The organism is Mesorhizobium sp. M0894 (assembly GCF_040319725.1).
Taxonomy (GTDB): domain Bacteria; phylum Pseudomonadota; class Alphaproteobacteria; order Rhizobiales; family Rhizobiaceae; genus Mesorhizobium.
Window position 1 is genome coordinate 24976 of the sequence record NZ_JAMYOG010000021.1, and the last position, 13660, is coordinate 38635.

General features: G+C 59.6%; 11 protein-coding genes. 6 read left to right on the forward strand and 5 right to left on the reverse strand.

The genetic code is table 11. The features are described 5' to 3' along the window. Nucleotides 1-271: 271 nt before the first annotated feature. A complete protein-coding gene (locus tag NKH91_RS27840) occupies nucleotides 272-484 on the reverse strand; it encodes a hypothetical protein (protein ID WP_352885393.1) in 213 nt (70 codons plus the stop codon). On the opposite strand from NKH91_RS27840, the gene NKH91_RS27845 reads away from it, so the two are divergent. Then, a complete protein-coding gene (locus NKH91_RS27845; RefSeq protein ID WP_352885346.1) occupies nucleotides 413-1246 on the forward strand; it encodes a B3/B4 domain-containing protein in 834 nt (277 codons plus the stop codon). The two genes, NKH91_RS27840 and NKH91_RS27845, sit on opposite strands and share 72 nt — an antisense overlap. An 800-nt stretch (nucleotides 1247-2046) precedes the next feature. On the opposite strand, the gene NKH91_RS27850 is transcribed toward NKH91_RS27845, so the two are convergent. Continuing rightward, nucleotides 2047-3102, reverse strand: a complete 1056-nt coding sequence (locus tag NKH91_RS27850) for a cytochrome-c peroxidase (RefSeq protein WP_352885388.1) — start codon at nucleotides 3100-3102, stop codon at nucleotides 2047-2049. Between the two features lie 808 nt (nucleotides 3103-3910). Further along, the gene (locus NKH91_RS27855; RefSeq protein ID WP_352885347.1) at nucleotides 3911-4204 is read right to left on the reverse strand and encodes a DUF982 domain-containing protein; all 294 of its coding nucleotides are present in this window, start codon (nucleotides 4202-4204) and stop codon (nucleotides 3911-3913) included. Between the two features lie 555 nt (nucleotides 4205-4759). On the opposite strand from NKH91_RS27855, the gene NKH91_RS27860 reads away from it, so the two are divergent. After that, nucleotides 4760-5230: a Ros/MucR family transcriptional regulator gene (locus NKH91_RS27860; protein ID WP_023679671.1), complete on the forward strand. Its 471-nt coding sequence runs from the start codon at nucleotides 4760-4762 to the stop codon at nucleotides 5228-5230. Nucleotides 5231-5474: 244 nt separating this feature from the next. Here the strand turns inward: NKH91_RS27860 and NKH91_RS27865 are convergent, their stop codons facing one another. Beyond that, on the reverse strand, nucleotides 5475-5687 hold the full coding sequence (locus NKH91_RS27865) for a cold-shock protein (protein WP_352885389.1): 213 nt from the start codon (nucleotides 5685-5687) through the stop codon (nucleotides 5475-5477). A 425-nt stretch (nucleotides 5688-6112) separates the two neighbouring features. Between NKH91_RS27865 and NKH91_RS27870 the strand changes: the two genes are divergently transcribed. The 4 genes from NKH91_RS27870 to NKH91_RS27885 all read left to right on the forward strand — a co-directional run bounded on the left by NKH91_RS27870 (nucleotide 6113) and on the right by NKH91_RS27885 (nucleotide 10990). Beyond that, complete coding sequence (locus NKH91_RS27870) at nucleotides 6113-6295, forward strand: hypothetical protein (protein ID WP_352885348.1); 183 nt, start codon at nucleotides 6113-6115, stop codon at nucleotides 6293-6295. A gap of 956 nt (nucleotides 6296-7251) precedes the next feature. Beyond that, complete coding sequence (locus NKH91_RS27875) at nucleotides 7252-8673, forward strand: M16 family metallopeptidase (RefSeq protein WP_352885349.1); 1422 nt, start codon at nucleotides 7252-7254, stop codon at nucleotides 8671-8673. 509 nt (nucleotides 8674-9182) lie between these two features. Further along, the gene (locus tag NKH91_RS27880; protein WP_352885390.1) at nucleotides 9183-10640 is read left to right on the forward strand and encodes an NAD-dependent succinate-semialdehyde dehydrogenase; all 1458 of its coding nucleotides are present in this window, start codon (nucleotides 9183-9185) and stop codon (nucleotides 10638-10640) included. Between the two features lie 98 nt (nucleotides 10641-10738). Further along, on the forward strand, nucleotides 10739-10990 hold the full coding sequence (locus tag NKH91_RS27885; RefSeq protein WP_352885350.1) for a hypothetical protein: 252 nt from the start codon (nucleotides 10739-10741) through the stop codon (nucleotides 10988-10990). 480 nt (nucleotides 10991-11470) lie between these two features. On the opposite strand, the gene NKH91_RS27890 is transcribed toward NKH91_RS27885, so the two are convergent. Further along, on the reverse strand, nucleotides 11471-13474 hold the full coding sequence (locus tag NKH91_RS27890) for a class I tRNA ligase family protein (RefSeq protein ID WP_352885351.1): 2004 nt from the start codon (nucleotides 13472-13474) through the stop codon (nucleotides 11471-11473). Between the last annotated feature and the right edge of the window lie 186 nt (nucleotides 13475-13660).

The following is a 13660-nucleotide window of genomic DNA, read 5'->3' on the forward strand; positions in this document are numbered from 1 at the left end:
ACGAGACGAAGCTCCGACAGCGATGATGACCTGGCTAGGAAAGCTGCTTCATATCCATATCGCGCCTGCTGCCTCCTATGAAATGGAGGATCTGGCGGAGGCGTAGCTTGTTGCCGGCCGAGCGGCCTCGAGCACCCGCAAGACATAATCGACGATCTCTACCACGCCTTGTCCACGGTCCGAATGATGGAATTATCCAGCGCATGGTGCGGCATGCACCATGCCGATGCCAGAAGATCTGGACGCTCGACAAGCACCTTTCTTCAAACATTTACCGAACCACCCGCAGCGCAAAGCCTCCCCATGAGAAAAGAGCATCCCATGCTTTCACGCCATTGATTGCCCCGAGATCAAGGCCCGCTACCGGGATTTTCATCTGATCAGCATTGTGGTGCGGAACGCTGGAATCGACGTGCCGGATGCACAGGCGTTGAACGACACGATTGCGGCGGCGGAACAGGCGGCGCTTCGCGATGACGCCCAAAGGGACGCGCGTCTTGCGGCGTGGGCCGTTGCCTACGAGGCTTTCGGCACAAAGGCCAATCGAACACCGTGCTCGGCCGCCGCGCTTCTCAAGCGGGTGCGGAAAGATGGCTCTCTCCCGCGGATTTCCCCACTGGTTGATGCCTACAATGCCGTCAGCGTGTTGTATGGCGTTCCGATTGGAAGATCTCGATCTCTACCAGGGGTCCCGAGACTTTTAATTGCGAAGGGAGCGGAGCCATTCGACACGATCGAGCAAGGTGAAATGGTAACCGAGCATCCCGAACCGGGCGAAGTCATCTGGTGCGATGATTCCGGTGTCACGTGCCGCCGCTGGAACTGGCGGCAGGGGCGGCGCACCATGGGTCACGGTCGATACCCGCGCCATGTGGCTCGTGCTGGAAGCCCTCGGCCCAATGTCAGCTATACAGATGACGGGCACCGGAGAGCATTTGATGGGGTGCGCGAATCGAAACCGCGCGGATCGACGAGTCCACTACATCTCGTGTCCCTTAGGGCATGGCCCACCTTTCGGAGAAACACCCCACTCAGCCCTGTCCGGATCTGGCGCTCCTTGCTCGCTCCGCTGGCCTACACAGTTGATTGCGAACGACCCAGAACGGCTCTCGAAAACAAGCGTCGAACGAAATCAGATCACTGCTTGTTCTCCCTTAGCGTTGTTTGGCGTACTTTTATCGCGATGCCTCCAGTGGGGATGGTCCAAATTGCGCAAGCTCGGTCGAGTGATCGCGGAGAAGCTTAATGTCGACTAAATCGATATTGATGGAGCGGTACGGACAACGGGTGCGAACCCGGGACGTCGTCCCGGTGTCGTCAGGCTCTCCCGTCCGACTGAGCCTCAGTTTTCTTCACGGCGCGAATACTCCTGAGGCCGCCCGGATTCTCGTTAAGAGACAGTTGCCGCTCAGGACGGCCCACGCGATACTCACGGAGATGGTCGATCACGGCAAGGCGTTCGTGACGGTTCCTTGCGTCGACGACCTATTGGCACTGAAGAATGAACTGTCGTCCGCAGGCGTGATCGCGAAGGTTCATGCGCCGCGGCCGATAAGTGTCCGCGAAGTCCGGGATCGCACGAAGCTCTCTCAGGAGGCATTCTCCGTGAGGTAAGGCCTCGATCTGGCAACGCTTCGAAATTGGGAGCAAGGTCGCTCGAAACCGGATGCAGCGGCGAATACTCTCCTTTGGACCATCGCCCGGAATCCGGAAGCAGTCGAAGAATCGCTGGACATGGAGGACGGAGTGGCTGCCCTATCGCCCTAGGGGGGGCCGGTCACTCGGGCGCGCGGCTATTCGGCCGCCAGCGCGATGGCCGGCCGCCGCGCGGTATCGACAGCGCGCGAGCCTCATGCGTCAGACGCCTTCCTTGGCATGTCGCACGGCAGATCCCAAACATGATTCCATCGCAACGAGCTGGTGACGGAAGCAGCGTCTGCACTTTGGAAACGAGCCATTTGCGTTCTCATGGAGGTCGCGATCGTCTCGTCCCAGTAAAAGTCGCAATCAGTTGCCAATTGCGATGTTCCGCAGTCAGCTGGCCGTTTATTTTCCTAAGATCTGCAATATAGGCCGGGGTGTTGTCGCCGTTTCGGCGGGTAAGATGGGATAGGCGACCTCGGGTGCCTTTCCGGTCAGCGAGTTGAGGAAGGCAACAAGCAGGTCGACTTCTTCGTCCGCCAGTACCACGCCAAGCTGGGTGGTTCCCATGATGGCAACGGCCTGTTTCAGATCCCAAACCTTGCCCGAATGAAAGTATGGCGCGGTGAGTGCAACGTTGCGCAGCGGCGCCACGCGGAAAACATAGGAATCGTCGGCTGCATTGGTGACCGCAAATCGGCCCTTGTCTTTTTCCGGCAGGACCTCGGCGCTGGGCTGTTCCACGAGGCCGAATGGGTAATAGGCTTCCCCACCAACGTTGATGCCGGCATGGCAGGACGAGCAGCCTTTGTCCATGAAAAGCGCCAGGCCCTGTTTCTGTTCGGAAGTCATGGCAAGCTCATCACCATTCAGGAAGCTGTCGAAGGGGGCCGGCGTGACCAGTGTCGCCTCGAAGGCTTCGATTGCCTTGGCGAAGTTGTCGAAGGTGACCCGATCGGCTTCAGCCGGAAAAGCTGCATCGAACCACTCGACATATTGCGGCATGGACTTGAGCGTGGCGATGACTTGGCCCGGTGTATTGGCCATTTCGATGCCGGCTTGGACCGGTCCCTTCGCCTGAGCCTTCAGGTCTGCGGCACGACCATCCCAGAACTGGGCGATGTTGAAGACAGCGTTCAGTACAGTCGGCGCGTTGCGCTGTCCCTTCTGCCAACCATGGCCGATCGAGGTTTCATGATTGTCGTCGCCGCCGGTGGCCAAGTTGTGGCACGAGTTGCACGACAAGACGCCTGACGCCGAGACGCGTGGATCGAAGAACAGTGCCTTGCCGAGAGCGATCTTCTCCGGGGTGATCGGGTTATTGGCGACTGCCCGCGTGGTGGGTGGCAAAGCCTTGAAAGTGGGCAGTGCCGTTTCTCTGAGGTCTGCGGGGATCGAATCCGCAGCAAAAGCGGTGGCTGTCAGCAAGGGGACAGCCATCGTACTGAATAGGATTTTCATAAATGATCTCGCTGCGTCGTGCACGCAGCCACTCTGGGATATGCGGCTTATGAACGCCCTGCGCTAGATCAGTTGCGGGAGAGGACCGGGTGGTCTGACACCTGTTTTCGCGGCAGAGCTTGGACCGTCCCGGAATTGAACGCTCTTCTCGATTGGATTTCAGGGAGGCGGAGGATCGCTGCTCGGCAAGCGGCGGCGCCGGAGCCCGGAGCCGTGCTTCGGTTCTCTCTGCGCCTTCAACTATGAAGAAATCGGGGCCACCGTGTCCGATTCGGTTTGGGGCCGGTTATCTGTTCCGCAGCAGGTCCTGCTCGACTTCCGCCTGCCTTCGCCAGATCGACGTGGGCCCAAATCGATCCGCGATAGTGTCTTGTAGCACCTTTGCGGGACGATCTTATTTCGACTGTAGAGGGCCCGTTTCGGGTGAGCAAAATTACACGAATTCAAAGGGCGCCCGAGTAGCTGTTTCGATTGGCTTGTGAGGCCTATAGCCTCCATCGAGCGAATATTGGCAGACGACGGAGCACAATTTTGGCTTCGTTTATCAGCTTCAATGGCCAACTGCTTTGCTATAATTACAGGGCAATTTACCGTCATGAATTCGAGAGAACCAAGTCCCACGCAGTGATTTTCACACCGGAAGCGTTGCAGTCCTGTCGCGAGAAGCTGGTTTGCAACAAGATGATTAACATCGCCATAGCGCGCAAAATATTGTTTGTTCGCTATAGTACGCTCCAGATGCCGGCGAAATCTCGATACAATAACCTCGTCGGCGTTCCCGCTCCGGCTTCAGATACGACTGCGACGCCTATACTTGCGCTTTTCCACTGCCCGACATGCAGGCAGCAAGCCATTGCATCGCGGAGGTTGCATCTTCCATTATAGCGACCTGTTCCCCAAAGCGGAAATAAGTCTTGCGCGCTGCGCTCGCAGGTATTCGTCCGTTGTATGCATCAAAGCACGCCGTGAGAGCGGCTTCGGTCTCTGCCATCTTCTGGCCATTCGTTGAGAAAATCGATAGCATCCGCAGGACGGCAATCTCTTGCACGATGTACGCTGCACGCCTTACGAAAAGTGGGCTGCTGAAAGTCCCTGAGCTCATTCGTTCCTCCCGACCTGCTGAACCGCTAGTTTGCGTAAGGCGCCTCCTCTACACCCGCCCACCATTGCGGAATGTGTTGTCACAGCGATAGCGGTTCAATAGCAAAGCAGCGGCGTCATGTCCTCGGTTTACCAGCGGTCCAATCCCTAACATCCTGCGAGAGCGGCTCACCGGATGAATTTACATCGTTTCGACCATTGCGAATCAACGCTTGATAGTTCCTCCACGCGCCACCAGGAAGCGGCCACTGCTCTGCCACCGATTTCACAGCCAAAGAGAGGATGGCGAAACAGGAATAGCCCGCTTCGTTTCGAGATTACTGGTCATTTTGGCGCAAAGCTTACGGCCGAGACGCGCCTGAAAATGCGCAAGCACCGCGGCAGGTCGCCAACAACGGAACGCATCAACGGTCATGACGGCGCGATACCGCGCTATAGATCTCGCTGCTGGACGAGCATCGCAATAATCCTGTCGAGACCTTGGTTGCTTTCAGCGGAGACCGCCACTATGAAGCGACGCTTCGCCGACTGTGTTTCACGCCGCCTGGAGAGTTTCATGACAGAAGAAGCCGAAAAAAACATCGACACCCTCATCGAGCTCACGGCCGATGTCGTCTCAGCCTATGTCTCCAACAATCCGATCCCGGTGGGGGATCTCCCTGCCCTCATCGGCCAAGTGCACGCGGCTCTGAAAGGGACGGCGGAAGGTGTCTCTGCAAAAGAGCCGGTTGCCCTTACGCCTGCAGTCCCGATCAGGAAGTCGGTGACACCGGACTACATCATCTCCCTTGAAGACGGGAAGAAATTCAAATCGCTAAAGCGCCATCTGTCGACCCACTATGGGCTGACGCCGGATGGATATCGGGCCAAATGGGGCCTACCGGCGGATTATCCCATGGTCGCGCCGAACTACGCCGCGGCGCGCTCGTCATTGGCCAAGACAATGGGGCTCGGCCGCAAACCGAAAGCGCCGGAAGCGCCGGAGCCGGCGCCGACGAAGCGAACCCGCAAGAAGGTCGCGGCTTGATTTCGGCAATGGAGATTCGTTCTGGAGCGTTGCAGCCATCGGCTTAATCTGCGCGTCATATAAAAAGGCGGGGCCAACCCCGCCTTCCTTTCAAACAACTTTGTTTCCTGAGGAATTCGCCACGCCTTGCAGCGATCTGCTGCCCCGGCCTTGCAGTTGAGCCACTTCTTGCTCGCTCTTGTCGAGCGGCCGTGAGTCCCTCGTGACGTACCGCGCCCACTCTTGCCAGGACGCAAGAGTGGATTCAGCCAACTTTGCTGAGATTGCCAGCTGAGGATTTGCCAGTGCGGCGGTCCTGTTCAATCTCATACTTGATCTTCTGGCCGTCAGCGAGGGTCGAGAGGCCCGCGCGTTCGACAGCGGAAATGTGGACGAAAACATCCTGACCGCCATCGTCGGGTTGGATAAATCCAAACCCCTTGGTGCTGTTGAACCACTTCACTGTTCCGGTCGCCATATGCGTATTCCTTTGTAACAATTGCAACGTGGGCAGGCCATTTGGCCAGTCCGATTCATAGCCGAGACTTAGGGGCAGCAAAACGAAAAATTTCAAGGCCGCTTGATTGGTCGGCGACAACTTGCGCACTCCATTGTGGCCGTGGTCGCCAGCAAACACTGTCCTTACACTACCGCTCGAGCATGGCCGGAAGCGCCCGACCCTTCCAACGCTCCTCAGCGCCACGTCTATGGCTGGTGCTTGGAGGCACGGGACGTACGGCCGACCGCTGCTCGTGCCGCCAGGTCAAGGGCGGGTAGTTCACGGAGCTACCTTCGTGCATAACGCTTGGCAAGCGCTTGAAGGAGTCTCGAACTGGATTGTTTCAAGAGGGTCGAGGGGTTAATCGATGCCACCAGCGTGAAGCGGTCGATAACGCGCGCGTTATGCTGGACCAGTTCAAGGGCAAGTCAGAAACAATCGCCCAAGCGATCGACGACTTCCTACTTGATTTCATGACCTTGCTGTTTGTGGTAGAAGCGACCCGCGAGCGGTTCCACAATCCGGCGAGGCGGTTGGCGCGCATCAGATTGAGCGGGATCAGGCTGTTACTCACCCGATGCCCTTGACCTAAGGGACCACGCCGCCAGGGATGCGTTTGCAGCCGCAAAGAGGGCAAAATCTGTTCGCCGGCAAACCGAGCACAGCCAGGCGGTATTTACGCAGATAATTCGATCGCGACCGCCATTCTCCTGTTTGGTACCCAGAGACGACGGCAAGCGCGGACAGCTTCCGTGCTGCTGTCCTCCAGCGACCAACGTGCATGCATGCCCCTCCACGGCGAGCTCGACGGTTGTTTCTTACGTTTGACCAAGGTCCGCGCAAACACTCCCCTTTCCTTTCGCGCAGCAACTCATCAGGCTCAACGGCCTCGCGGCAGGCGCATTACGCCAGAAGCGCGCGACCGCATCGTTTTTTCCCGCCCGAGTCCTACGATCTTCGTTTTCCAGCGCCTCGCCGATATCGCCCAAATTGCCGATTTTTGGATCAGATCCGTCCTAGCGCGAGCAGGCTCCGCGCTCGAGTTGGCTGGGCTGCTCACGCCTCTGCCCTTCAGCATCGACCCGGTCTGGCTGTCGAGGACAGGGTTCGGCTGCGGCGACCAACATCTCCATTCTCACCGTCAGTGCAGCGGCCATTCGAAGCGCATCCTATACCCCTCCCCGGCAGCGCGCCCAATCGTCTTCCGAACGAACAAGATATTCTCAGCCGCGCGCGTCGCGTTCGGCCCTGTCCGATGTCCGACAATGTCGGATCCGCAACATGGCAGAGCCCGATTTGTCCACTGCCTCGAACGGTTTTCTGATCTGGCACGGTGCATGCTTGGTCATCCGCAAGGCGTCGCGGACCAAGGAGAATCCGTCCCATGATCACCTCACCAAGAAATACCGCCGCAGGTCTCCTGGGTCCCTCCAAAGATGAGGCTCGAGTAAGGCTTGGCCCCATGAAGAGCTTATTCATCTGGCTCGGCGCTGCCCGCCGATCCTCCCACGCAGGGAGACGGGGACGCAGCGCCTTCATCAAAATGAGGAACAAATCACGTTGCCTCGAACCTTGCCTTTCGACCAGCCACCACAACCGGAGCCATCGATCGTCCGCCTGGCTGCGCAACGCGTTCATTGCCACCGCGCTGGCCCTGGTGACGACCGCTCCGGCTCTGGCCGCCACCGACGGCGGCAAGGTGACGGATTTCCTGCTCGACAACGGCATGGAAGTGGTCGTCATCCCCGATCACCGCGCGCCGATCGTCACTCATATGGTCTGGTACAAGATCGGCAGCGCCGACGAGCCACCCGGCAAATCCGGCCTTGCCCATTTCCTCAAGCATCTGATGTTCAAGGCGACGACCAACCACGCCGCCGGCGAGTTCGACCGAGCCGTCTCAGCCATCGGCGGCTACAATAACGCCTTCACCGCCTATGACTACACCACCTTCCTCGAGACGGTGGCGCCCTCGGCGTTGGGTGAGATGATGGGCTTCGAGGCCGATCGCATGTTCAACCTCATCCTCAACGACGATGATATCAAGACCGAGCGCGACGTGATCCTGGAGGAGCGCCGTTGGCACAGAGAGACGAACCCGCATGCTCTGCTGGACGAGGAGGTCAACGCGACGTTGCGGCAGAACCAGCCCTACCGCATTCCGGTCATCGGCTGGATGCAGGAGATGGAGAAGCTGAACGGCACCGACGCATTCACCATCTACAACAAATACTACCGACCGAACAACGCCGTGCTGGTGGTGGCCGGCGACGTAGAGCCTGAGACGGTGAAGGCGCTGGCCGAGAAGACCTATGGCAAGGTTGTGCGCGGGCCGGACCTGCCCCCGCGCAACCGTCCGGTCGAGCCGGAGCAGAACACCAGGCGCACAGTGACGCTGACCGATGCGCGCGTTTCGGTGCCGAGCTTTTCCACTCAATGGGTGGTGCCGTCCTATCATACGGCAGAGCCCGGCGAGGCCGAGGCGCTCGACCTGCTGGCCGAGATCCTCGGCGGCGGTAACCGCAGCCGGCTATATCAGGAGCTTGTCGTCAAGCAAGGCATAGCCTCGGCGGCCGGCGCCTCCTTTCAGGGCACCATGCTAGACGACACCAATTTCACCATCTCCGGCTCGCCGCGCGGCGATGCAAAGCTCGTCGATCTCGAAGCGGCGGCCGTTGCCGAAGTCGCCCGGATCGCCAAGGATGGCGTCACCAGCGACGAGCTGGACAAGGCCAAAGACCGCTATATCCGCTCGGTGATTTTTGCGCACGACGAGCTGGACCATATCGCCAACATTTATGGCAAGACGCTCACCACCGGTGGCAATGTGAAGGACGTGCTCGAGAAGCCGGACCGCGTCCGCAAGGTCACCACCGACGAGGTCAAGGCGGTCGCCGCGCGTTATCTGGCGCTCGACCATTCGACCACAGGCTATCTTTTGCCGCAGCAACAGGCGGGGAATTGATCATGAGCTCCATCCCCATGCAAATGCGCCGGCCGGTCTTCCCTCGGCGCGCCTTCGCCACCCTGTTCCTCTCCATCCTCTTTCTGATCTTGCGGGCGCTCGCCCGGTAAACGGGATCTGTTTAAAGCCGCGAGGCTCGGTTTTCGCGGGCCTTGCCAGGCATTTGCCGGTTCAGGCGTCATTATTGGGGTGCGCTCCTCCTCAGGCCAGCCTCTCTTCGAGTCGATAGAGTCGCCGATTCGTGGTCCGCAGATTGTAGGCGCAGGCCACCAGCATCCACTCGGCGCGGCTGGCGAAGCCGACGTCCGTTGTTCAATCGTTCGACTAGTAGAACCGCGAGGCATTTTCTAGCGTATTCAGGTATTCTCCCTTTCCAGTTGGGTACCGTGGTCTACCAGCTGTCTGGCCGAGGCCCTATAAGGAACCCGGACGTCGCGGAGTACACACCGCACCTGCTATATATACCTGCTGCGTTGAGGAGGAATCCGGTATTGCCCCTGTGCCTGCCGATGATCCGTCACCTGAGATCCCCTGACCTGTTTGGACCCATTGATCGCCTGCCGGCACTTGGCACGCGGACTAGCGAGCGGACATTCGAGGTCCTCAACCCGTCGACTGGCGAAGTGCTGGCAGAACTACCCGACATGGGTGTCGAGGAGACATGCGCTGCGATCGACAAGGCCTATGTCGCTCAGCCTGGATGGGCAGGGTTGACCGCACGTGAGCGCAGCAACGTTCTATGGCGATGGCATCAGTTGATCATCGACCACGCCGACGATCTCGCCGAGATTCTCACCGCGGAGATGGGCAAGCCGCTTGCAGAAGCCAAGTCGGAGATATCGCATGCTGCGGCGTATCTGCAATGGTACGCCGAGGAGGCCAATCGCGTCTATGGCGAGACGATCTCCGCACCATCGATGGACCGCCGAATGCTGGTAATCAAGCAGCCCATCGGAGTTGTTGGCACGATAACGCCATGGAATTTCCCGGCCTCGATGGTGGCGCGCAAAATCTCGCCAGCCTTGGCGGCGGGCTGCACGATCGTCCTCAAGCCCGCTGAACAGACGCCGCTCGTGGCGGGAGCAATGTTCGCCCTCGCCCATCAGGCTGGCTTTCCCGAAGGCGTCGTCAACCTGATCTATGCGTCCGAAGGTGACGCGGTCGGCCGCGAACTTTGTACCAATCTCAAGGTCCGCAAGATCAGCTTCACCGGGTCGACTGAGATCGGGCGCCTTCTCATGCGCCAGTGCTCGGACCAGATCAAAAAAGTCAGCCTTGAGCTCGGCGGCAATGCACCTTTCATCGTCTTCGATGATGCCGATATCGATGCCGCGGTTGACGGTGCGATCCAGGCGAAGTTCCGCAATGCCGGCCAGACCTGCGTTTCGGCGAACCGCCTTTACGTCCACTCGGGCGTTCACGACGAGTTCGTCGAGAAATTCGTGCAACGGGCTCGCCAACTTCAAGCTGGTGACGGTTTCGCTCCCGGAGTGGACATCGGACCGCTCATCGACAAGCACGCTTTGGCCAAGATCGAATCCCATATTGCCGATGCCGTCGCCAAAGGCGGCGCAATTCGATGCGGGGGCAAACGCATCGGCACGAATGGCACGTTTTTCCAACCGACAGTCCTGACCGGTGTCTCCAGCGAGATGACCGTCGCGCAAGAAGAGACATTCGGGCCGCTGGCACCGATTATTCGCTTCAAAGATGCGGATCAGGTCGTGCGTGAGGCCAACGACACGATCTACGGCCTCGCGGCCTACTTTTATGCCTCCAACCTGAAGCGTGTCTGGCGTGTGGCCGAGGCGTTGGAATATGGAATGGTCGGGGTAAATACCGGCCGGATGTCTTCAGAAGCGGCGCCGTTCGGTGGGATAAAACAGTCCGGCATCGGGCGGGAGGGGTCCCGCCATGGCCTCGAGGACTACCTCGAAATGAAATATCTCTGCATGGGTGGCATCTGAATTTTCGGCTTGCAGGGTTCACAGACCGGGTAACTAGCGAGCGATCTCCAAATATGTGAATTGTGGGATCGCTCCTCGGGGAACTGAGGGGCGGCTCCGTGCCCGAGCAAACACGCAATCCTGAAGGAGCACCCTGGCTGGACTTATCTCTCGACGAGACAAGCGTCTGCATTGTCGGCGAAGACGGCGTGCATGTGACGAAGGATACGCTTGCGAGGGATTTGGCGGCCCTCGCCGACTATCTTCAGGCGACGGGCTGTCTTTGCGCGGGTCTGGTTGGAAGCTTTTGCACCATCGCGATCGTGAACGCTGGTTGTGCGCAATATCCGGTTTCTGGGGCAGAATTTTGAACCTGCTACCTTCCGATTGTCAGTAGCTCAGTTGTTCTTCGGCCGACTGCCGCGCCGGTACAGGCTCCTACAGAATCGAAGATACCATCATGCAGGCATTCGCATTCGACATTTCCGGTGATCCGCGCACGATCCAGGGCGCGCCAGGTTGACCAAGCGCCTCGAACCGCATGACAGTCTTGACCGGCTGGAGGACGGAAATCCCGCGATGCCGAAGAGGTTGGTCAGCGCAGTCGAGCCCACACGGCATTTGCGGCACGAAACAGCAAGGGGCTGGGAAGCGATCGGCCGAGCGGTCCTCGAAGGCGCGGGCCAGGGTGTCGACGATGCGTTGGTTCAGGTCCGCCAATCTGGTCTCTACCGTCCGATAGCGGCTTCGGTCGCCAGTGACAGCGAGTAAAGATATTTGGCATCATCGGCTTTGATTGCCGCGCAGATCTGGTCGAGATTGGGATAGCTCACTGGTGCACCTCTTTGGGCTCATAGTGCTTCCTCCTCATCGAGATGAGGATTGCCGGATTTGGCGTAGAACACCAACACGGGTCCCAGATCAAAGCGCGTCCCGGGCGCAAGGCGCTGGACGGACCGGGGCCATGTTTCGGTTGAGACGCCATCGATGCCTCGCGCCAGCGTTCTGGCGAATCGGGGCATCAGCGGAGCGAGTGTCGGTGCCAGGATCGCAGCGGCCGTCGTCTGAAGGGCTAGCGAAGTCCGATTGCGGGCGGGATAGAAACGTCGCGCCGCCGCATAGTCTTGCGCCCGACGGTAGATCACGCAATCGCGCACGAAATCGCAGACCTGAGCGGCCGCGCGCCGGACCGAGAAGCCTTCGTCCGAATAGGCGCGTTCCATCGCCGCGCGATAGATCTCTATCCGAGCAAAGAAGGCGCGGTCGACCGGGCTCCAGTCGCCTGCATCGGGTACACGGCCGGCAAAATCCTGCCTGATTTCCTGGTTCAAGGCATCAAGCCAGTTCAGCCAAATCCCTTGGAATACCTCGTTCTCGGTGCGGCGCAGCGCGTCCAGCGTGAAATCCGTTCGCTCACCTTCCGGGCGTGTCAGGCCCAAATGGAGGCGCACGACGTCGACTGTCTTTGGGCTCAGAACCTCCTTGCCCCAGACGGCATGGCGGCAGCTGGTTGAGAACTTCTTGCCGTCGAGCAGGTAGAACTCGTTGACGTGATAGTGGATGCGTGGCGTCCAGTGGGAGAAGACCTCGGCGTAAAGAGCGGGGTAGAGTAGCGCGTGGTAGAACGAATTGTCGAAGCCGAAGAAATGGACAATCTCCCAGTCGTTGCCGGGCATCTCCGCCTTCCAGTCGCGACCCAGCAAGCGGCCGAGCGCCTGGATGTTGTAAAGAAAACCGAAGGCCATTTCCGGCCAGACCCAGATCACTTGCCCCGGGAACCCTTCGGCCGGCAGGCCCCAGTCCGAGGGGTGGGTAATGGGCACTGAAAAGTTGCCGCGTCGGCGTAGGCGCGCGAAGAGGTCCAAGATCCGTAGCGGGACGCCCGACGCCCTTAGATGCCGGTCGATATTGTCGTAGCATCGGTCCAAGGCAAGTTCCGGGCGGCGGACGGAGCCGACCAGCGGCGCCTCGGCAGACTGCCGTGACCGGGCTGCACCCAAGTCGTGGCAAAGGTTTGGGGCGCCGCATTCCTCGCAGATGTTGCCACCGGCGGAGCCGCCGCAATCGGGGCAGAGGCCGCTAACATCCGGCTCGTAAAGATAGTGGCCTGTCACAGCATCGAAAAGCGCAGGGCTCTGGCGCAGATCTACCGCCGTGCTGCTCAGAAGACTCCCGAAACACGCGGCTTGAAACTCGCCGTAACCGTCATCGCCCATTGTGGCTTGGAAGCTGTGGACGTCACAATCGAGAAGTGCAAGCGTGGCGCGAATCTCGTCGGCGTAGTAGCGCGCCACGTTTGCAGGCGTCGATTGATCGGCATCGGCGCGTATCGTGACGTAGCTCTGGTTGTCATCGCTGCCAGTGAGGTGATATGCTTCGACTCCTTTCATGCGCAGGAAACGAGTATAGACGTCGGCGCCGAAATAGGGGCCAGAAAGATGCCCCAGATGCAGATCGCCATTTGGCGTTGGCGGCGTGGAGAAGACGAAGATCGGCCCGCGTGGAGCCGTGGTCTTTGCAGCGGCATCAAGGGCGGCCTCGCCGTCTCGCCAGTAGACATCGACGAAATTTAGGTCTTCGTCCCCATCGTTGCGCAGCACATGCGCTTCAAAAGGGTGGAACAGAACGACATCGCCCGCCTCGACCGAGATTTCCCCAAGGTCGGTCCTGACCTTGCCCGCGCCACACAGGACCACGAAGGCCTCGATTTCGTCGTGCCGATGGGGCTCGGATGTGACGCCCGGTGCCACCCTACCGAACGAAAACCCCGTGCGAGCGCTTCCCGTTCCAAGCGTGGCCATGTCGATACCGAACGCCCGCGACAGCTCCGTTCGAGAAAACGTGTATTTGCGCATGACGAACCTAAGCTGTTGAAGCAGTGGGATGTTCGGCTGACAACGCAACAGCCTCCCGTGCAATTTGTGGAGAGAAACGGTAGCCCGACCCGTTGGCCGCCCCGGCCAGGATAGTGCAGCGCTGGGCCGCCAGGCGGGCGACGAGGGGGGCGCCAGTCGGGCTGTAGGCGTCATAGAAGACCGCCC

Bases quoted from the DNA above. Each gene is read 5' to 3' on its own strand.
- NKH91_RS27850 (WP_352885388.1), bottom strand. From the start codon at position 3,102: ATGAAAATCCTATTCAGTACGATGGCTGTCCCCTTGCTGACAGCCACC.
- NKH91_RS27855 (WP_352885347.1), bottom strand. From the start codon at position 4,204: ATGAGCTCAGGGACTTTCAGCAGCCCACTTTTCGTAAGGCGTGCAGCG.
- NKH91_RS27860 (WP_023679671.1), top strand. From the start codon at position 4,760: ATGACAGAAGAAGCCGAAAAAAACATCGACACCCTCATCGAGCTCACG.
- NKH91_RS27865 (WP_352885389.1), bottom strand. From the start codon at position 5,687: ATGGCGACCGGAACAGTGAAGTGGTTCAACAGCACCAAGGGGTTTGGA.
- NKH91_RS27870 (WP_352885348.1), top strand. From the start codon at position 6,113: ATGCTGGACCAGTTCAAGGGCAAGTCAGAAACAATCGCCCAAGCGATC.
- NKH91_RS27875 (WP_352885349.1), top strand. From the start codon at position 7,252: ATGAGGAACAAATCACGTTGCCTCGAACCTTGCCTTTCGACCAGCCAC.
- NKH91_RS27880 (WP_352885390.1), top strand. From the start codon at position 9,183: ATGATCCGTCACCTGAGATCCCCTGACCTGTTTGGACCCATTGATCGC.
- NKH91_RS27890 (WP_352885351.1), bottom strand. From the start codon at position 13,474: ATGCGCAAATACACGTTTTCTCGAACGGAGCTGTCGCGGGCGTTCGGT.